Origin of the sequence: Siccirubricoccus sp. G192 (assembly GCF_019084075.1) — a bacterium.
Lineage (GTDB): Bacteria > Pseudomonadota > Alphaproteobacteria > Acetobacterales > Acetobacteraceae > G192.
In genome coordinates, this window is record NZ_JAHREN010000001.1 from 2,316,267 (window position 1) to 2,335,001 (window position 18,735).

The window sequence follows — 18,735 nt, forward strand, 5'->3', positions numbered from 1 at the left end:
AGTGACGAGCATGACAGGTCTGATCGACATCCGGGGTGGTTCCGCCGGCTCGGCACCGCTTCGATATCCGCCCCTGAATCGCTCCGCAGACCTGCGGCCCGTCGTGGTGGAGCTCTTCGGTCCGGCGGCGTCCGGCAAGACGACACTTGCGCATGCGCTCCATCTTGCCCTCGAGGCCGCGGGCTGCCGGAGCGAGCTTGTCGCCAGCGCGCGCCCTGCCGAGCGCGCGGGGAACGGTTCTGAACCGGCGCATGCAACCCGCCGCAGGCTTACCGGTCCATTGAGTCGGGCGGCCAAGATTTTTGGCGCGATTGCCGAGCTTGGATCGCAGGACGCGGTTGGCGCGCAGCTCCTCACGCTTTTTCCGCCGCGCTCTCCGCTCTCGCAGCTGCGCCACCGGCGCTATCTGGCGCGGCTCAACCGAGCCCTGGCAGCGGACCGCCCCTTGGCCGAGATCCTGATTCTCGACCAGGGCTATCTATCGGCCCTGTGCTCGCTTGCGGCCCGGTCCGGGCTTGCGCAGGCGACCGATGCCAGCAGCATATTGACGCGCGCCCTCGACCTCACACCGCCGGCCGATCTCGTGGTCTGGGTGGAGACCCCCCGGGCGGCGCTGGAAGAGCGCCTTGGCAAACGGCTGGCGCGGCAGACGCCCCTCGAACGGTTCTTCGAGCTGGACCTCTCCACCACCATGGAGCAGGCGCGGCTGGCGGATGTCGTGCGCGGCCTGCTGCGGGCCCGCGGGCGCCCGGTCGTGCAGGTCCTCGGGCTCGGCCCGGCCCAATTGGACGACGCGGTCCGACAGGCCTTGGGGGCGGTCGGCGCCTTGCTCGCGGAGCATGCCGCATGACAGTGACAGGCGACAGGACCTGGACTCGCGCAGTCCCGGCCGCAGATGGCCGCGTCTGGACGGGAGCGGCGTCATGAGGGAGGAGCTCTCGGCCGCCCTCCCGCTCCCCGCCTCCATGCGCGAGGCCCATCCGAAGCGCCTCCTGCGCAGCCGGGTTTCGCAGCTTGCAGCGGCAAGCGGAGGCTCCCTCGTAGTGTACATCGTCGGGGCCGGGGTGAGCTACCTCGCACAGGTCGCGACGGCACGCCTGATCGGGGGCACAAGTTTCGGAGTCTATGTCTACGTTCTGGCCTGGACCACGCTCCTGGCCAATGCGGCCACCCTTGGCTTCCATACCTCCCTGCTACGGCTCCTCCCCGCTTACCGCGCCGCCCAGGACTGGCCGCGGGCAAGGGGACTCGTGCGCTTCTCGGCCTGGGGCACCGCCTTGTCGGGCTGCATCGCCGCGGGAGTCGGGGTCGGCACGGCCGTCTTCGTCCTCGGGACCCACTCGGAACAGGCACAGACCTTTCTGATCGGATTATGGGCAATTCCCATCATCGCCCTCCTGCTCGTGGTCGCCACGAGCGTCAGGGCCTGGGGCGGCGTCGTGTCGGCCCTCATTCCCGGGCACATCCTCCGCGACGCTCTGGCGGTCGCCGTCCTGGGGACAGTGCTGGCAGGCGGCTTGCTCGCGCCTGGCGCCCCCGCCGCCGCGGTGGCCCTGGTCGCGGGAACATTCGGCGCGCTCGCGGCCAGCTATGGGCTGCTGCGCCGCAGGAGGCCGCCGGAGCTCGATACTGCGCGGGCGGCCTTCGCGCTCGGTGACTGGCTTCGTCCGACCCTGCCCCTGACGGCCTTCATGTTGGCCGATGTGCTGATGAGCCGGGCGGGGGTTCTGGTACTCGGCTCCGCCGGTGCCACCCGTGAGGCAGGCATATTCGCGGTCGCGTACAGCCTCGCACTCCTGGCCGCGCTGCCTCGGATGGCCATCGCCTCCGCCTTCGCGCCGACGGTTTCGGACCTTCATGTGCGCGGCGAGCGGATGCGCCTTCAGCTCCTCTCGGCCCGCGCCTCCCGGCTCTCGCTGATGACCACCCTACTGGTCGCGGTTCCGTTGGTGCTGGCGGCCAAGCCGCTTCTGTCGCTGTTCGGGGCGGGGTTTGCGGCGGGCGCGCCGGCGGTGGTCGTTCTTGTCCTTGCCCAGCTCTTCGCCGCGGCATGCGGCCCGCAGCAGCACCTGCTGACTATGACCGGAAATGAGCGGGCGGCGGCTCTCACCCTGGCCGGTGCCGCGGGCGTGAACTTCATCTGTGCCCTGCTGCTGGTCGATGCCATGGGCCTTTTCGGAGTGGCCCTGGCCTCGGCAGGAAGTCTCGTCGCCTGGAACCTCTCCATCCTCTCCGTCGCGTGGCGCCGGCTTGGGCTCCGGCCCGGACTGGCGGTCGCCATGCGCAACGAGACGTCGGACGAGGGGGCATCCGCATCCCGGATCGGAGAGGCCAAGCCATGAACATGCAGCATGCCATTTCCACCGCGGAGATTGCAGGAGAGGCGATTCGGGACGCCGCTCCGCCGACCCTGTCCCAGCCGCTTCATGCTCTCCTCGCCGCCCTGGACGGGAGAGGCGTTCGCTACTGCCATTGGAAAAGCAATATCCGCCTCGCTCAGGCTCTCACGGGGAAAGAGGACCTCGATCTGCTGGTGCATCGGGAGGATGCCGGCCCGTTCCAGGCGGCGCTGGCCGAGGCCGGTTTCAAGCGCGCCGCCTCCCGCGCCGGCCTGGGCCACCCCGGCGTGTTTCACGCCCTGGCCCTCGACGAGGCGATGGGTCGGCTCGTGCATGTGCATGCCTATGTCCAGATCGTGGGCGGCGACAGCCTGGTGAAAAGCTACCGGCTGCCGATCGAGACGCTGCTTCTCTCCGACCGCCGCCTCCTGCATGGATTGCCGGTCCCCGCCCCTGAGGTGGAACTCGCCGTCTTCGCGTTGCGAATCGCCCTCAAGCATGCAGGCCCGGTCGAGGCAGCGATGGCGAACCGGGATTATCGTGGAGTGGTCGAGGAACTGGCCTGGCTGCGCGGGCAGGCTGACGAAGAACAGGCCAGCCGCCTGTTCACGGCGCTGGTGCCGGAGGCCGGTCCGGCGCTGTTTTCCAGGCTTCTGGAGGCGATCGGATCCGAGCGGGCGCTCGGGCGCCGTCTCCTGCTCGGATCCTTGCTCGCCTGGCGGCTGCGCGGCCTGCGCCGGCTCGGGCCGGTGGCGGCCATCCGGTCGCGCCTGCGTCGAGTGGCCGCCTTGGCGGCACGCCGCCTGTCGCGCCGCAAGGACATGGTCCTGGAGACGGGGGGGCACCATCGTGGCCCTGGTGGGATCGAAGGCGACCGGCAAATCGACTCTGGGGAACGGCGTCGCGCAGCGGCTTGCACAGCAACTCGACGTGGTGCGGATCCACGCCGGGAAACCGCCGGCCACGATCCTTTCGGCAGTGCCGCGCTTGTTCCTGCCCCTGGCACGCCGCTTATTTTCGAACGAGCGGCCCAGCGCCTACGAGGCCTCCGAGCGGCGCCGGGAGCACAGCTATTCGATGCTCTACGTTCTACGCATGACGCTTCTGGCCTATGACCGGCGTAGGCTGCTGCATCGGAGCCGGCGGGCCGCGGCGGCTGGCGCCATTGTGGTCAGCGACCGCTATCCGTCCGAGACCGCCGGGACGAGCGACAGCAGTTGCTTCGACCAGGCTGCGCTGGACGCTTGCCGCTCGCCTGTCAAGCGGTGGCTCATGCGGCTGGAGCGCAGGCTCTATGCTGCCCTCCCCCGTCCCGGACTCGTCCTGCGGCTCGAGGCGCCGGTGGAGACGACGATCAGGCGGGACGCGGAGAGGTCAAAGCCCGAAGGCCCGGATGCCGCGGCAGTGCTGCGACGCTGGGATCTCGAGACGCGGGCCGAATTCGCCGGCTCGTCCGTGATCCGGCTGCGCACCGACGCTCCGATCGAGGAAACCTTGCGCACGGCGGTTCGAGCGGTCTGGAAACATCTCTGACCCGGTCATGCGGCTTCCGGCTACCAACCAGGCCATCAAACAGGTAGCGCTACTGTTGGCGAAGCCGGCGAGCGGGGGGGGCGCGATGGTGCAGGGTGGGTGTCCCGCTCCGAGGCCGGCCATGTCGCTCCGCCCGCAGCCGCCGCTCCCGCCTGTCCCCGATGGCACCGCCCGCATTGCCCGCGCGGTGTTCCGCCGTGGCAATCCGTATGTGCTCCTGCGTGACCGGCTCGGGTTAGCGGGGAGCGCCAAGCCCGTCGCCTACCGGAGTGGCTTCCCGGTGATGCCGACCATCTTCTTGAGGCATTCAATCGTGGCTTTGCCAGCCGCCGGACCACGATCGCCGGTAAGGCCGCCCCTTGCCCAGCGGACAAGGTGAACCGGCACTTCCAGGCACCGCATCCGAACGCCCTGTGGGTGTCGGACTTTACCTATGTCGCCACCTGGCAGGGCTTCGTGTACGTGGCCTTCATCATCGACGTCTTCGCCCGCCGCATTGTCGGCTGGCGGGTATCGAGGACGGCGCATGCGGACTTCGTCCTCGATGCCCTCGATCAGGCGCTGCACGACCGCCGTCCGCTGAAGGGCGGCGTCATTCACCACTCGGATCAGGGGTCGCAAGGTGGATTCAAGTGGTCGTCGCAACACCAAGGCGGAGGGTGGTTACGATGGCTGGTCGGCGGCGTTCGGATTGGGCTTTGCGGGCGAAGTCTCCTTCGCCTGGCCGCCCGGAAGTAGCCTGGCGTGAGGACCGGCGGCGCTTTTGGACGTTGATTGCGGCGGGACAGTCGAGCTGGGACGCGGCGATCGGCGTGGGGGTGTCGGAGGCGGTTGGGTCCCGCTGGTTTCGGGAGGCGGGCGGGATGCCACCATCGACGCTCGGGCGGTCGTCAAAGCCGCCTTCGGGACGATACCTGTTGTTTGCGGAGCGCGAGGAGATTGCGTTGCTGCGAGCCCAGGGCTGTGGAGTGCGAGAGGTTGCCCGGCGGCTGCGACGGGCGGCATCGACGGTCTCGCGCGAGCTACGGCGCAATGCGGCCACGCGCAGCGGCAACCTGGAGTACAGGGCCACGACGGCGCAGTGGCATGCTGAGCGGGCGGCGCGGCGTCCGAAGCCGGCGAAGCTGGTGACGCACCCGGCGCTGAGGGCGTATGTGCAAGATCGGCTGGCGGGTGCCGTGGTCTCTCCAGGCGGGGCTACGGTGCCCGGACCGGCGGTGCCGTGGAAGGGCCGGCGGCATGGACCGAGGCAGCCTCGGCGCTGGGCGAGAGGATGGAGCCCGCAGCAGATCTCGCGGCGGCTGCGGCTCGACTTTCCTGGCGATGGTGCGATGCGGATCAGCCATGAGGCCATCTACCAGTCGCTCTACGTCCAGGGCCGCGGCGCGCTGCGCCGCGAGCTGACGGCCTGCCTGCGAACCGGGCGGGCGCTGCGCGTGCCGCGGGCGCGGAGCCGGGGGCGCGGCAAGTCGCATGTCGCGCCCGAGGTGCTGATCAGCCAGCGCCCGGCGGAGGCGGACGACCGGGCCGTGCCGGGGCATTGGGAGGGAGACCTCATCCTTGGCCTTGGCAGCTCAGCAATCGGCACCCTGGTGGAGCGCACGACACGGTTCACGATGCTGCTGCACCTGCCCCGCATGCCGGGTCATGGAGAGGGAACGCGCGTCAAGAACGGCCCGGCGCTGGCCGGGCATGGGGCGGAAGCGGTGCGCGACGCCATCACGCGCACGATCACCACCCTGCCGGAGGCGCTGCGGCGGTCACTCACCTGGGATCAGGGTGCGGAGATGACGGAGCATCCGCGGCTGCGGATCGACACCGGCGTGCAGGTGTACTTCTGCGAGCCGCACAGCCCGTGGCAGCGTGGCACGAACGAGAACACCAACGGGCTGCTGCGGCAGTACTTCCCGAAGGGGACTGACCTGAGCGCGCACGGCGCCGATGACCTCGCGGCCGTGGCTGCGGCGCTCAATGGCAGGCCTCGCAAGACGCTCGGCTGGAGAACGCCAGCCGAAGCGCTTGACGAGGCGCTGCGATCGGCTCAGGCAGGCGTTGCGACGACCAGTTGAGCCTGGGCAGTACGTCGCAATTCGGTATACAGAGCGCCTGCTCGAGGCCGGGATCGAGCCCTCCGTCGGCAGCGTCGGCGATTCCTACGACAACGCGCTGGCCGAGACCGTGATCGGTCTGTTCAAGACTGAGGTGATCCGGCGGCGCGGCCCGTGGCGCAGCATGGAGGCGGTCGAATACGCCACCCTGGAGTGGGTGGACTGGTACAACAACCGCCGCCTCCTTGAGCCGATCGGCAACATCCCACCCGCCGAGGCCGAGGCGCGCTACTATGCTCAGCTCGAGGCTCCCGCCTTGGCGGCGTGACCCAAGCCAACCAGCCTCCGGCAAACCCGGGGCGGTTCAGATCGCCAGGCCCGGCGACCTCACCGATCTGGCCGGCCTGGGCCTGACCCTGGCCGAGGGCAAGCGGCTCCTGGCCGGCGTCCAGCGGGAGGTCGTCGCCGCGCAGGCGCGGCTGCATGCCGTGCGCCGGCCGGCGTGCCGCGGCTGCGGCGCGGCCTGTCGGATCAAGGACTACCGGCGGCGCATTCTGCTCGACGCTGGCGTCGATGGGCTGCCGATCCTGGACTGTTGGGGCGGACGGCCCCTGCTTCGGGCACTTTGGTGCCGTAAGGTGGCTGTTGGCAGGCGCCGCAGCGGAAGGAGCCGTCCATGGCAGAGATGCGCACGATCGGGCTGGACCTGGCGAAGAACATCTTCCAGGTCCATGGCAACGACGCGGAAGGCAAGGTGCTCGTGCGCCGTCGGCTGCGCCGCGCCGAGGTCCTCGAGTTCTTCGCCAACGCTAAACCATGCTTGGTGGGCATGGAGGACTGCGCCGGCGCCCACCATTGGGCGCGCGAGATCGCCAAGCTGGGCCATGAGGTCCGGCTGATGCCGCCGGCCTACGTGAAGCCGTATGTCAAGCGCGGCAAGACGGACGCGGCCGATGCGGAGGCGATCGCCGAGGCGGTGACGCGCCCGACGATGCGCTTCGTGCCTGTCAAGACTACCGACCAGCAGTCGGCTCTGATGCTGCACAAGACGCGTGACCTGCTCGTCCGCCAGCGCACGGCGCTGATCAACGCGCTGCGCGGCCACATGGGCGAGCTCGGCATCGTCGTACCGCAGGGTGCGCAGAAGGTGCCTGGGCTCGTCGAGGCGCTGCGGGCGGCCGGGGATGAGGTGCCGGAAGTGGCCTGGCCTTCCCCCGCTTTCACGGCTCTTCCGCAGGAAGCGTGGTTGGTGCTGGCCGGTGCGCTGCGGCTAGCTGCGGCGCCGCCGGCCGGGCGGTAATATTCGGAATGACGGACCTTTATCTCCTGCCAGGATGCCGCATCCGGGAGGTCACCCACCCGGACGCGAGCAACATCCAAATCGCTGCTGAGGCTCGGCAGCGGAACGGCCATTGTCCGGATTGTGGTGAGGCGAGCCATGCTGTCCACAGCCGCACGGTTCGGCACCCTGCCGACCTGCCCTGCCTTGGCCGCCAGGTACGCCTCCAACTTCAGGTGAGGCGCCTGTACTGCCGCAATCCGGCATGCTCGCGGCGGACCTTTGTTGAGCGACTGCCCAGCCTGATCGCGCCGCGGGCGCAGCGCACTGACCGGCTGGCGACGGCGCAGGGACGGGTTGGCGTTGCCATGGGTGGCAAGGCGGGCGCGCGCATGCTGCAGCAAATTGGGATGCCGACCAGCGGCGACACGGTGCTGCGCCTGGTGCGCCGCTTGCCCCTGCCGCGTTGCCAGGCTCCGCATGTGCTTGGTGTTGACGACTGGGCCCGGCGCAAGGGCCAGACCTATGGGACGATCCTGGTTGACCTGGAGCGGCATCGCGTCATCGACCTGCTGCCGGACCGGAGTGCCCCGACGCTGACCGACTGGCTCCGGCGCCATCGCGGGATCCGGATCGTCGCGCGTGACCGCTCGACCGAGTACGCCCGCGGCATTGGGCTCGGGGCGCCCCGGGCCGTGCAGGTTGCCGATCGCTGGCACCTGCTGCTGAACCTTCGGCAGATGGCCGAGCGCTGGCTGGCCGGGGTGCATGGCAGGCTCCGGCGCCTGCCGCCCATCCCGCGTCGGCCGCCTGGCCCGGCGCGGCGGACGAGCGCGTTCCCACGCAGCCAGGCCGAGCGGGCGGCCAGCGCCGATAGCCGGGCGCGCTGGAAGGCGCTCTACGATGAGGTTCGGCGCCGCATCGCGGCCGGCGAACCGCTGCTCACCATCAGCCGCCGCATGAGGCTGGCTCGCGGGACGGTGCGGAAGTTCGCCGATGCCGAGAGCTTTCCGGAGCGGGCGGTCCGGCCTCCCGGTCCCAGTATTCTGGATCCCTACCTCGACCACCTGGAGGCACGACTTGCGACCGGATGCGAGAACGCGATGGCGCTGTGGCGCGAACTGCGTGACCGCGGATTCCGCGGAACGGCGAGACAGGTCCACCGCTGGCTGGGCCCGCGACGAACGACACGCTCGAAACACACGCCACAGCGCGCAGGAGGAGCGCTGCCGGCCGCGCCATCTCCTGGGGATGACAGTGCACCGGCGCTCCCCCCCTATGGCAGGGAAGTTGTCCGGCGCCTTGAGATGATCTCTCATTTCCAGAGGGGCGGGACGGAGGGATGATTTGGCCTACTCGACGGAACGCCGCGCGGCGGTTCTGAGGAAGCTGGAGCCGCCGAACGCGGTGCCCTTGCGGCAGCTGGCCAAGGAGGAAGGGATCTCCGAGGCAACGCTGCACACCTGGCGCCGCGAGGCTCGCCGCCAGGGGCGGCTCCTGCCCGATGCCGACGCCGGCCCGGAGGGTTGGACGTCGCGCGACAAGTTCGCCGCCGTTCTCGAGACCGCCGCCCTGAACGAGGCCGATCTCGCCGCCTACTGCCGCCAGCGGGGTCTCTACCCCGAGCAGATCCAAGCCTGGCGGACCGCCTGCGAGCAGGCCAACGACTGGGACCGCGCCAGCAGCCAGCGGCTGGGCCAGGCGACTAAGGAGGAGAAGAAGCGCATCAAGGCCATCGAGCGGGACTTGGCGCGCAAGGAGAAGGCGCTGGCCGAGGCGGCGGCGCTGCTGGTGCTGCGAAAAAACGCCGCGGCGATCTGGGGGGGACGGCGAGGACGCATGATCAGCACCCCAGATCGCCAGAACGCCATGGCGCTGATCGACCAGGCTGTCGCGGCCGGCGCGCGCCGCGCCCAGGCCTGTGCGGAACTCGCGCTCGATGAACGGACCTGTCGCCGCTGGCGGGCCCGGGACGGCGCGCCCGAAGACCGCCGCCCGACGGCGCCTCGGCCAGCACCGGGCAACAGGCTGTCCGAGGCGGAACGCCAGGCCGTGCTGGAGGCCTGCAACAGCCAGGCCTTCAAGAGCCTGCCGCCAAGTCAGATCGTGCCCCGCCTCGCAGACCAGGGCCGCTACATCGCCTCGGAAGCAAGCTTCTACCGCATCCTGCGGGCTGAGGGTCAGCAGCACCACCGTGGCCGGGCGAGGCCGCCGGCGCGTCGCCAACCGCCGACCAGTCACCGCGCCCGCGGCCCCTGCGAAGTCTGGAGCTGGGACATCACCTGGATGCCCGGCCCGATCCGGGGCGGGTTCTTCTATCTCTACCTCATCCTCGACGTCTACAGCCGCAAGATTGTCGGCTGGGAGGTCCACGAGCGCGAAGCCGCCGAGCTGGCCGCCGAGCTCGTGCGCCGCGCGGTCTGGGCCGAGGGCTGCCTCACCCGCCCTCTCGTCCTGCACGCCGACAACGGCAGCCCGATGAAGGGCGCGACCATGAAGGCCACCCTCGAACGGCTCGGCGTCATCGCCTCCTACAGCCGCCCGCGCGTCAGTGACGACAACCCGTTCTCCGAAGCCCTGTTCCGTACCTGCAAGTACAGGCCGGACTGGCCAGCATCGGGGTTCGCCAGCAGGGAGGACGCGCAACACTGGGTCGCCCGTTTTGTGGCCTGGTACAACCACGAGCACCGCCACAGCGCGATCCAGTTCGTCACGCCCAGCGCCCGGCATGCAGGTGAGGATCGCGCGCTCCTCGAGCGTCGGACCGAGCTCTATACCGAAGCTCGCGCCGCCAACCCCGCGCGGTGGTCACGCCAAATCCGAAACTGGGCGCCGGTCGGCGACGTCTGCCTCAACCCCGAGCGCGACATCAGCGACCACGAAATCAGAGACGCCGCCTGATGGGCACCGGACAACTTCTTTGACAAATACCGCTCCCCTCGCCGAAGCAACTCGCCTGGTATCTGACGCGGCCGAGGGACCAGCTCAGCGAGGAGGAAGCTGCGGCCATCGCCCGCTTGGAGCAGGACGCCGAAGCTGCCACCGTCGCCGGGCTGGTCCGCCGGCTCGCAGACCTCCTGCGTAGCTGCTGTGTCAGCGCCAAGACGCGGTGCGGCGCACCGATTACCACCCTCGACGGCTGGCTCCGGGACGCCAGGAGGAGCGGTGTGGCCGCCATCACCACCTTTGCCGCCAGCCTTCAACAGGACGGGGCGGCGGTGAAAGCCGCTCTCACTACTTCATGGAGCAGCGGACAAACGGAGGGACAGGTAGGCAAGCTGAAGATGTTGAAGCGCCAGACCTTCGGACGCAGCAGCTTCGATCTCCTCAGGCGCCGCGTGCTCCTCGCCGCTTGAACCACGCTTCCTGCGGAAGAGCCGCTTTCACGGACAGTGTTACGCGGCTGAAGCAGCCGCCTGGAACGCCGCCACCTTCTGCTCTGGTGTGATGTAGCCCAACGCAGAATGAAGGCGGCGCTTGTTGTACCATCCCTCCAGGAACTGAAAAATGTCAGCCCTGGCTTCGGCGTGCGTCAGGTAGTCGCGCTGCTCGACGAGTTCGCCCTTCAGCGTGGCGTAGAAGCTCTCCATCGGTGCGTTGTCCCAGCAATCGCCCTTGCGGCTCATGGAGCACAGCATGCCGTGCTGCTGCAATCGCTTGCGGTACTCATGCGCTGCGAATTGCTCGAGTTCAAGTGGTCGTCGCAACACCTGTGTGCGCCGATCTCAGCAACTCGTCAAAGGCTTCGGCCGGCGTTCTCCATCCGAGTGTCTTGCGCGGCCGGCTGTTGAGCGTTGTGGCCACCGCGGTAAGGGCTGCCGCGCTGTGGTCGCTCAGGTCCGTGCCCTTCGGGAAATACTGCCGCAGCAGCCCATTGGTGTTCTCGTTCGTCCCGCGCTGCCAAGGGCTGTGTGGGTCACAGAAGTAGACCTGCACACCGGTATCGATTCGCAGCTGCGCGTGCTGGCTCAGCTCCGCACCTTGATCCCAGGTCAAGGATTGTCGCAGCTGCTGGGGCAGCGTCCTGATCGAGCGCGTGATGGCGCCGCATACCGCCACGGCACCATGGCCCGCCAGGGCAGGCCCGTTTTTCACCCGATCACCCCCCCCCCCGTGTCCCGCCATGCGCGGCAGGTGGAGCAACAGGGTGAACCGTGTCGTCCGCTCGACCAGCGTGCCGATCGCCGAACTGCCCAAGCCGAGGATCAGGTCCCCCTCCCAGTGGCCTGGCACCGCCCGGTCGGCCACCTCCGCCGGCCGTTCGCTGATCATGACCTCGGGCGTGACATGCGACTTGCCCCGTCCGCGGCTGCGCGCCCGCGGCACCCGGAGCGCCCGCCCGGTCCGCAGGCAGGCGGTCAGCTCACGCCGCAGCGCGCCGCGCCCCTGTACGTACAGCGCCTGGTAGATGGCCTCATGGCTGATGCGCATTGTCTCGTCACCAGGGAAGTCGAGCCGCAGCCGTCGGGCAATTTGCTCGGGGCTCCACGCCCTCGCCCACCGGCGGTGCTGCCGGCGCCCGTGCCGACGGCCCCTCCAGGGCACGACGGGCCCGCCAACCGAAGCCCCGCCCGGACCGGCAACCGCACCCGCGAGCCGGTCCTGAACATACTTCCGCAACGTCGCGCGCACAGCCAGCTTCGCCGGCTTTGGCCGACGCGCCGCCCGCTCGGCATGCCACTGCGCCGTCGTGGCCCGGTACTCCAGACCGCCGCTACGCGTGGCTGCGTTCCGTCGCAGTTCACGCGAGATCGTCGAGGCGTCCCGCCCCAGCCGCCGGGCCGTCTCCCGCACCCCACAGCCCTGCGCCCGCAACAGCGCAATCTCCTCGCGCTCCGTGAACAACAGGTACCGCTCCGAAGGTGGCTTCGCCGATGGTGCAAGTATCTTTGGTGGCATGCCGCCCGCCTCCCGGAACCAGCGGAAGCCTACTGGCGGCGACACGCCTGCACCAATCGCCGCGTCCTCGCTCGACAGGCCCGTCGCAATCGCCGCCCAGAACTGCCGCCGGTTCTCGCGCTGAGCCACGCCTGGCCGCCCAGGTGACCGCCCCAACACCGCTCGCAGTGCTCGTTCCGAACGCCGCCGACCTGCCATCACTGACCGTCCCAACCAGAGTGTTGCGACGACCACTTGAATCCACCTTGCCCGCCCCGGTCGCTATGATGGATGAGGCCGCCCTTCAGCGGACGGCGGTCGTGCAGCGCCTGATCGAGGGCATCGAGGACGAAGTCCGCATGCGCCGTCCTCGACACCCGCCAGCCGACGATGCGGCGGGCGAAGACGTCGATGATGAAGGCCACGTACACGAAGCCCTGCCAGGTGGCGACATAGGTAAAGTCCGACACCCACAGGGCGTTCGGATGCGGCGCCTGGAAGTGCCGGTTCACCTTGTCCGCCGGGCAGGGCGAGGCCTTGTCGGCGATGGTGGTCCTGGCTTCCTTGCCGCGAACGGCGCCGCGCAGGCCCATCCGCCGCATCAGGCGTTCCACCGTGCAGCGGGCCACCGTGATGCCCTCCCGACCGAGCTGCCGCCAGACCTTGCGCGCGCCGTAGACCCCGAAGTTGGCCTCGTGCACCCGCCGGATCTGCGCCATGAGCACCAGGTCCTGCCGGGCGCGCGGCGAGGCTTTGGCTGGATCGGCCCGCTGCGCGACATGGGCGTGGTAGGTCGACGGGCGATCGGCAGCACCCTGCAGATCGGCTCGACACCGTAGACCTCACGATGTCCGTCGATGAAGGCGATCATGGCTTCGAGCGGCGGTCGAGCTCCGCCATCGCAAAATAAGCCGACGCCTTGCGCAGGATCTCATTGGCCTGGCGCAGCTCACGGACCTCGCGCTCCAGGGTCTTGATCCGCTCGCGCTCCTCCGTCGTCGCACCGGGTCGCTGGCCGCTATCACGCTCAGCTTGCCGAACCCACTTGCGCAACGTCTCGGCCGTGCAGCCGATCTTCGCCGCGATCGAGCCGATGGCCGACCACTGCGAGGCGTGGTCACCTCCGTGATCCAGCACCATCCGCACCGCCCGTTGCCGGATCTCAGGCGAAAACCGATTCGACGTCTTCTTCGTCATGACCCCATCCTCTCAACAGGTAGGGCCTCCGGCAAACTCGGGGCGGTTCACGCCGGCTTCCTCCAGGCTGTCGGCCACGGCTTGGCATTTCAGCCGCCACTTGCGCAGAAAAGCCCGGCGGCGGGCCTCGATCTCCTTCGCGGTCGCGGCGTAGATCAGGTCCGTGTAGTCGGCCGAGATCTCCTCATGCAGCCGCTCCGGCGCGTGGGCCAAGGTCGCGCCCCTGGGCGTGGTGTAGGAGATCGCCACCGTAATGGTGGCGGCCATCGTGGTGGTCCTGGGTAGGGTTGGGTTGTCGAGACCTGCACCCCGAACCTTGGACACCCACGATGACCGACGACAGGATTGCCCTTCGGGAGCTTCTGGAGAAGGGCTCTGATGCGAGCTTCCTCCGCGAGATGATCGGCTTTGCCGCCCAGAGGCTGATGGAGTTGGAGACCGATGGCCTATGCGGCGCCGCCCATGGCGAACGCAGCGCCGAGCGGATGAACCAGCGCAACGGCTATCGGGACCGCGACTGGCAGACCCGGGCGGGGACAGTCGAGCTGCGCATTCCCAAGCTCCGGAAGGGCACTTACTTCCCGGCCTTTCTGGAGCCCCGCAGGACGGCGGAGAAGGCGCTGACGGCGGTGATCCAGGAAGCCTACGTCCAGGGCATCTCGACCCGCTCGGTCGACGACCTGGTCCGCGCCATGGGCATGGAGGGGATCAGCAAGAGCCAGGTGTCCCGGCTGTGCACTGAGATCGACGGCCGGGTGCAGGATTTCCTCTCCCGGCCGATCGAGGGCGATTGGCCCTACCTGTGGCTCGACGCCACCTACGTGAAGGTGCGCGAGGCCGGGCGCGTGGTCTCGGTGGCCGTCACCGTCGCGGTGGGCGTCAACAGCGATGGGCGGCGCGAGGTGCTCGGCATGGCGGTCGGCGCCTCCGAGGCGGAGACCTTCTGGACCGACTTCCTGCGCGGCTTGTCGCGTCGCGGCCTGCGCGGGGTGAAGCTGGTGGTCTCCGACGCCCACGAAGGCCTAAAGGCGGCCGTCAGCCGCGTCCTGCGGGCCACTTGGCAACGCTGCCGGGTGCATTTCATGCGCAACGCCACCGCCCATGCCGGGAAGACCCAGCGCCGCATCGTCTCGGCCTGGATCGGCACCGCCTTTGCCGAAGCCGACGCCCCTGCCGCGCATGCGCAATGGCGGACCGTCGCCGACCAACTCCGCCCCAAGGTGCCGAAGCTCGCCGCCCTGATGGATGCCGCCGAGGAGGATGTGCTGGCCTTCATGGACTTCCCGCCGCAGCACCGCGCCAAGATCCACAGCAACAACCCAATCGAGAGGCTGAACGGCGAGATCAAGCGGCGCACCGACGTCGTTGGCATCTTTCCAAACGACGCCGCCGTCGTTCGCCTGGTCGGCGCCATCCTCCTCGAGCAATCCGATGAGTGGGCAACCCAACGATCCCGCTACATGACCCTGGAGACGATCGGCACTCTCAGCGATACTGCCGTCGTCAGCTTGCCTGCCGTGACAACCTGACGCGGCGATCAGGCCCGCCCAGGAGCACCGCTCCTACACCACGACGGGGGACACGACCTGGGCCAAAAGATTCCGATGCTTATGAACCGTACACGTAAGTGGGGCAAAACCTGTTGCGAGGGTGCGGTTTGCCCTTCCCAGGTGTCGGCTGGTCTGATTCCCTCGGGAGCATGGTCCCGCCTGCCGATCCTGACACGCTGTCGCCGGCCGAGCTGAAGGCGCTGGTCAGCGCCCTGCTCGGCGAGGTGGCGGAGCTCGAGCGGATTGTGGCGGCGCAGCGCGAGGAGATCGCCCGCCTCAAGGGACTGAAGGGTCGGCCCGCGATCAAGCCGAGCGGGATGGAGCAGGCGAGCGAGCCGACGCCGCCGCGCGAGCGCCCCGACCGTCGTGGCCGCGGCAAGGTGGTGCCGCGGGTGGCGGTGGAGGCGCGGGTGCTGCGGGCCACGGTGCCGCCCGGCTCGCGGTTCCAGGGCTACCAGGACTTCCTGGTGCAGGACCTCATCATGCGGACGGAGGCGGTGTGCTACCGGCGCGAGCGCTGGCTGACGCCGGAGGGGCGGCTGGTCGTTGCGCGCTTGCCGGGCGGGGTGGATGGCCATTTCGGCCCCGAACTCCGGCGCTACGTGCTCGCCCAGTACCATCAGGGGCAGACCACCGTGCCGCGGCTGGTGGCGCAGCTGTGGGCGGTTGGGATCGCCATCTCCAAACGGCAGGTCATGCGCCTGCTGATCGCCGGTCAGCAGCCGTTCCTGGACGAGAGCCAGGAGGTGCTGCGAGCCGGACTGGCGAGCGCGGCCTGGATCACGGTTGACGATACGGGCGCGCGGCACCGGGCGGTGAACGGCGCCTGTACGCAGATCGGCAACGCCCACTTCGCCTGGTTCGGCACCACGGCCAGCAAGAGCCGGCTGAACTTCCTGGAGCTGCTGCGGGCCGGGCACGGCGACTACGTGGTGAACGCCGAGGCGCTGGCCTACATGCGCGAGCGCGCCCTGGCCGGGCCGGTGATCGCCCGCCTGGAAGGCCATCCGCAGCGCGTCTTTGCGAACCAGGCGACCTGGGCCGCGCACCTCGAGCGGCTCGGCATCCGCAGCATGGAGGACAGCCTCGCGCCGGCGCGCCTGGCCACCGAAGGCGCGCTCTGGGGTGCCATCAAGGCACATGGCCTGCTGCCGGGGACGGTGATCGTCAGCGGCGATGCCGGCCAGTTCGCCGTCGGCGAGCACGCGCTCTGCTGGGTGCATGCCGAGCGTCTCGTCCACAAGCTCGACACCTTCACCGACCAGCAGCGGACTTCCCAGGCGCGCATCCGCGAGCTGATCTGGTGGTTCTACGCCGACCTGAAGGCGTACCAACGAGAGCCCAGCCGGCGCCGCCGGGCCGAGTTGCGGGTACGCTTCGAGCGCATCTTCAAGCGCCGCACCGGCTTCGTCGTGCTCGACCGATTGCTCGAGCGCCTGCACGCCAACAAGGCGGAACTGCTGCAGGGGCTGGACCACCCCGAAATCCCGCTGCACACCAACGGATCGGAAAACGACATCCGTGCCCAGGTCACCCGGCGCAAGATCAGCGGCGGCACCCGAAGCGACATGGGGCGCGACTGCCGTGACGCCTTCCTCGGCCTGGCCAAGACCTGCACCAAGCTCGGCCTCAGCTTCTGGGACTACCTCGGCGCCCGGCTCGGCATCGCCGGCCAGCCCACCATCCCGTACCTGCCCGACCTGGTCAGAGCGCGCTGCCAGAACGCCTGAACGCCACAGGTTTTGCCCCACTTACCCAAAGTCGAGCTAAGTTATTGAAAAGAAAGGTGCCCAGGGGCGGAATCGAACCACCGACACTGCGATTTTCAGTCGCATGCTCTACCAACTGAGCTACCTGGGCCCATCGCTGCGTCCCGCGGGGCGGGGCGCCGGTAGAGGCCGCGGGACATAGCGGAACCACATCCGCCTGTCCACCCGCTCAGGCAAATCCTTCAGACATCCTCCTCCTGATCCCTCGCCGGCTCGGGCTCGGCCGGGATGGCGTAGTCGCCGGCCAGCCAACGGCCGAGATCCACCTGCCGGCAGCGTGCCGAGCAGAAGGGCCGGAAGGCCGCGACCGCGGGCTTGCCGCAGATCGCGCAGGGCCGCGCCGGGCGGGGACGGGTTGGGGCTGGGGGCTGGGGTTCATCCGCCATCGGCGCTCTCCTCGATCACCTCATCGCCCGGGAAACGCCGTGGGTCCGGGCAAGGCACCAGGGCACGCCCGGCGGCGGCCGTGAATTCCTCCATCGCTCCCGGCAGGCCCTCCAGTGCCGCCAGCACTGCCGGGGCGGCGCGCAGCCCGAGTCGCTGGCCAGGGCTGGCCGCCACCTCCCGCAACGCCCGCCGCAGCGCTGCCAGCCCATGGGTGAGCGGCGAGGGCGGCCAGCCCAGCACCTCATGCAGCGGCGGATGCACGCGGCTCCGCAGGATCTCGAACAGGCCGAGCGGGCCGAGGCCGAGCAGCCGCGCCAGCGGATCCGCCACCAGGGCCTGGGCCAGCGCCGGCGCCAGCGCCTCCCGCCGCTTCGGCGTCAGCCCGGCGAGGTCGAGCAGGATGGGCCCGGCCAGGTTGCGCAGCCGGATCTGCCGTGCCGCCTCCGCCACGGCCACCTCGTTGAGGCGGAACTGCGCCTGCGGGTCGCTGCTGCCGGCGGCGGTGCCGGCATCGACATCGATCGCCACCAGCGCCGGGGTCGGGTGCAGCAGGATGCGGCCGCCCCCGGGCAGCGGCGCCTCCGGCCCGGCCAGCGCCTCGAATTCCGCTTCCAGCGCGTCATCGAAGACCGGGCGGGGGCTGAAGGTCATGCGGTCCGGCCCGAGCACGGCGCGCAGCCGGGTGGCCAGGGCGGCGCCATCCGTCAGCACCGGCGCCGAGGGAAAGGCCCGCGCCAGGCGCAGCGCCGCCTCCGGCCCGCGCGCCAGCAGCCGGGGCGCGCCGGGCGGAGCTGCCGCCGCCAGGGCTGCCTCCTCGGGCGTCAATCGGGCCGTCACGCGCGGGCCCTTGCCGCCCTGGGCTGCGCGGGTGACGCGCACCGGCAGGATCAGCCCTTCCTGCACGGAACGGGCGATGGGCTGCCGTGCGCCGGCGGGCCCGGCCGCGGATTCCGGCAGGAAGCCGGTCTGCTCGCCAGCGAGGGCCAGGAAGGCGCCGGCCATGGCGGGGGCGAGGGCGCTGACCCGAGCGCGGTGCAGGTCGCCGACCCCGTCCGGCCGGGCCGGGCGCTCCACCCAGGCCGCTTCCAGCACCTCGCCGCGCAGCAGCGCCACGCGCACTTCCCCGGGCGAGGCGCTGGCCAGGATGCGTGGCGGCCCGGTCACGGCCTGAGCCAGCCCACCCCGCGCAGCAATTGCGCCGTCTCGAAAAGCGGCAGGCCCACCACATTGGAATGCGAGCCGGAGAGGAAGCGCACAAAGACCTCGGCCCGGCCCTGGATGGCATAGCCGCCGGCCTTGCCGCGCCATTCGTCGCCGGCCAAGTAGTCCTCGACCTGCGCCGCGGTCAGGCGCTGGAAGGTGACGGCAGAGGCCACCAGGCGCTGCATCCGCCGGCCCTCCGGCGTCAGCAGTACCACGCCGGTCGTCACCTGGTGCCGCCGGCCGGAGAGCAACTCAAGGCAGCGCCGCGCCTCCGCTTCCGTCTCGGCCTTGGGCAGGATGCGGCGGCCGAGGCCGACCACGGTATCCGCCGCCAGCACCAGTGCGCCCGGCGCCAGCAACGCGGCGGCGGCGGCCTTTCCGGCGGCCAGCCGGGCGGCGAGCAGGCGCGGCAGTTCCGCCTTGCGCGGTGCCTCGTCGATCTCGGTGGGGAGGGTGCGGTCCGGGATCACGCCGATCCGGGCCAGCAGGTCCAGCCGCCGGGGACTGGCCGAGGCCAGTACCAGGGGCGGTTTTCCAGCACTCATCCGGGCA

General features: G+C 69.9%; 13 protein-coding genes, 1 tRNA gene, 7 pseudogenes and 1 other annotated feature. Of the genes and pseudogenes, 13 read left to right on the top strand and 8 right to left on the bottom strand.

The window, feature by feature from the left end; translation table 11 throughout:
- Positions 1–10: 10 nt before the first annotated feature.
- From KSF81_RS11005 to KSF81_RS11055, 11 genes and pseudogenes are all read left to right on the top strand, one after another.
- Positions 11–850 carry an AAA family ATPase gene (locus KSF81_RS11005; RefSeq protein WP_217379016.1) on the top strand — a complete coding sequence of 280 codons (840 nt, stop codon included), beginning with the start codon at positions 11–13 and terminating at the stop codon, positions 848–850.
- A 73-nt stretch (positions 851–923) separates the two neighbouring features.
- Positions 924–2,342 (top strand): lipopolysaccharide biosynthesis protein, encoded by a 1,419-nt coding sequence (locus KSF81_RS11010; protein ID WP_217379017.1) that lies wholly within the window; start codon positions 924–926, stop codon positions 2,340–2,342.
- Entirely contained in the window at positions 2,339–3,454 is a 1,116-nt protein-coding gene (locus KSF81_RS11015) for a hypothetical protein (protein ID WP_217379018.1), read from the top strand. Before KSF81_RS11010 ends, KSF81_RS11015 begins: the two co-directional genes overlap by 4 nt.
- A complete protein-coding gene (locus tag KSF81_RS11020; protein ID WP_217379019.1) occupies positions 3,417–3,872 on the top strand; it encodes a hypothetical protein in 456 nt (151 codons plus the stop codon). The genes KSF81_RS11015 and KSF81_RS11020 overlap by 38 nt, the downstream gene beginning before the upstream one ends.
- Positions 3,873–4,202: 330 nt before the next feature.
- Positions 4,203–4,493: pseudogene (locus tag KSF81_RS11025) on the top strand (DDE-type integrase/transposase/recombinase); the annotation flags it as partial.
- Positions 4,494–4,540: 47 nt separating this feature from the next.
- Positions 4,541–5,941, top strand: coding sequence for an IS30 family transposase (locus KSF81_RS11030; protein ID WP_217379020.1), 1,401 nt, complete (start codon positions 4,541–4,543; stop codon positions 5,939–5,941).
- A pseudogene (locus KSF81_RS11035) lies at positions 5,856–6,245 on the top strand (integrase core domain-containing protein); the annotation flags it as partial. The gene KSF81_RS11030 and the pseudogene KSF81_RS11035, both read left to right, overlap by 86 nt.
- 351 nt (positions 6,246–6,596) lie before the next feature.
- Positions 6,597–7,124, top strand: a pseudogene (locus KSF81_RS11040) (IS110 family transposase); the annotation flags it as partial.
- A 104-nt stretch (positions 7,125–7,228) separates the two neighbouring features.
- Positions 7,229–8,446: pseudogene (locus KSF81_RS11045) on the top strand (ISL3 family transposase); the annotation flags it as partial.
- Positions 8,447–8,546: 100 nt separating this feature from the next.
- Entirely contained in the window at positions 8,547–10,100 is a 1,554-nt protein-coding gene (locus KSF81_RS11050; protein ID WP_217377310.1) for an IS3 family transposase, read from the top strand.
- A 26-nt stretch (positions 10,101–10,126) separates the two neighbouring features.
- Entirely contained in the window at positions 10,127–10,555 is a 429-nt protein-coding gene (locus KSF81_RS11055; RefSeq protein WP_217381655.1) for a transposase, read from the top strand.
- Between the two features lie 39 nt (positions 10,556–10,594).
- Here the strand turns inward: KSF81_RS11055 and KSF81_RS11060 are convergent.
- The 4 genes and pseudogenes from KSF81_RS11060 to KSF81_RS11075 all read right to left on the bottom strand — a co-directional run.
- Positions 10,595–10,882, bottom strand: a pseudogene (locus tag KSF81_RS11060) (integrase core domain-containing protein); the annotation flags it as partial.
- Positions 10,883–10,889: 7 nt separating this feature from the next.
- Positions 10,890–12,296, bottom strand: a complete 1,407-nt coding sequence (locus KSF81_RS11065; RefSeq protein WP_217379023.1) for an IS30 family transposase — start codon at positions 12,294–12,296, stop codon at positions 10,890–10,892.
- Positions 12,297–12,343: 47 nt separating this feature from the next.
- Positions 12,344–13,274 (bottom strand): annotated as a pseudogene (locus KSF81_RS11070) (IS3 family transposase); the annotation flags it as partial.
- Positions 12,875–12,990: a sequence feature (AL1L pseudoknot), on the bottom strand. It overlaps the preceding pseudogene by 116 nt.
- A gap of 51 nt (positions 13,275–13,325) precedes the next feature.
- Positions 13,326–13,487, bottom strand: a pseudogene (locus KSF81_RS11075) (IS256 family transposase); the annotation flags it as partial.
- A 116-nt stretch (positions 13,488–13,603) separates the two neighbouring features.
- Here KSF81_RS11075 and KSF81_RS11080 point away from each other — a divergent pair.
- Positions 13,604–14,803, top strand: coding sequence for an IS256 family transposase (locus KSF81_RS11080; RefSeq protein WP_217379024.1), 1,200 nt, complete (start codon positions 13,604–13,606; stop codon positions 14,801–14,803).
- Positions 14,804–14,973: 170 nt separating this feature from the next.
- Positions 14,974–16,554, top strand: a complete 1,581-nt coding sequence (locus KSF81_RS11085; protein ID WP_217377341.1) for a transposase — start codon at positions 14,974–14,976, stop codon at positions 16,552–16,554.
- A gap of 57 nt (positions 16,555–16,611) precedes the next feature.
- Here the strand turns inward: KSF81_RS11085 and KSF81_RS11090 are convergent.
- The 4 genes from KSF81_RS11090 to KSF81_RS11105 all read right to left on the bottom strand — a co-directional run bounded on the left by KSF81_RS11090 (position 16,612) and on the right by KSF81_RS11105 (position 18,728).
- Positions 16,612–16,684, bottom strand: a tRNA-Phe gene (locus tag KSF81_RS11090).
- A 91-nt stretch (positions 16,685–16,775) separates the two neighbouring features.
- Positions 16,776–16,979 carry a DNA gyrase inhibitor YacG gene (gene yacG, locus KSF81_RS11095; RefSeq protein ID WP_217379025.1) on the bottom strand — a complete coding sequence of 68 codons (204 nt, stop codon included), beginning with the start codon at positions 16,977–16,979 and terminating at the stop codon, positions 16,776–16,778.
- Positions 16,969–18,144 (bottom strand): ribonuclease E/G, encoded by a 1,176-nt coding sequence (locus KSF81_RS11100; protein ID WP_309139538.1) that lies wholly within the window; start codon positions 18,142–18,144, stop codon positions 16,969–16,971. Before KSF81_RS11100 ends, yacG begins: the two co-directional genes overlap by 11 nt.
- Positions 18,141–18,728 carry a nucleoside triphosphate pyrophosphatase gene (locus tag KSF81_RS11105; protein ID WP_217379026.1) on the bottom strand — a complete coding sequence of 196 codons (588 nt, stop codon included), beginning with the start codon at positions 18,726–18,728 and terminating at the stop codon, positions 18,141–18,143. Before KSF81_RS11105 ends, KSF81_RS11100 begins: the two co-directional genes overlap by 4 nt.
- Positions 18,729–18,735 lie beyond the last annotated feature (7 nt).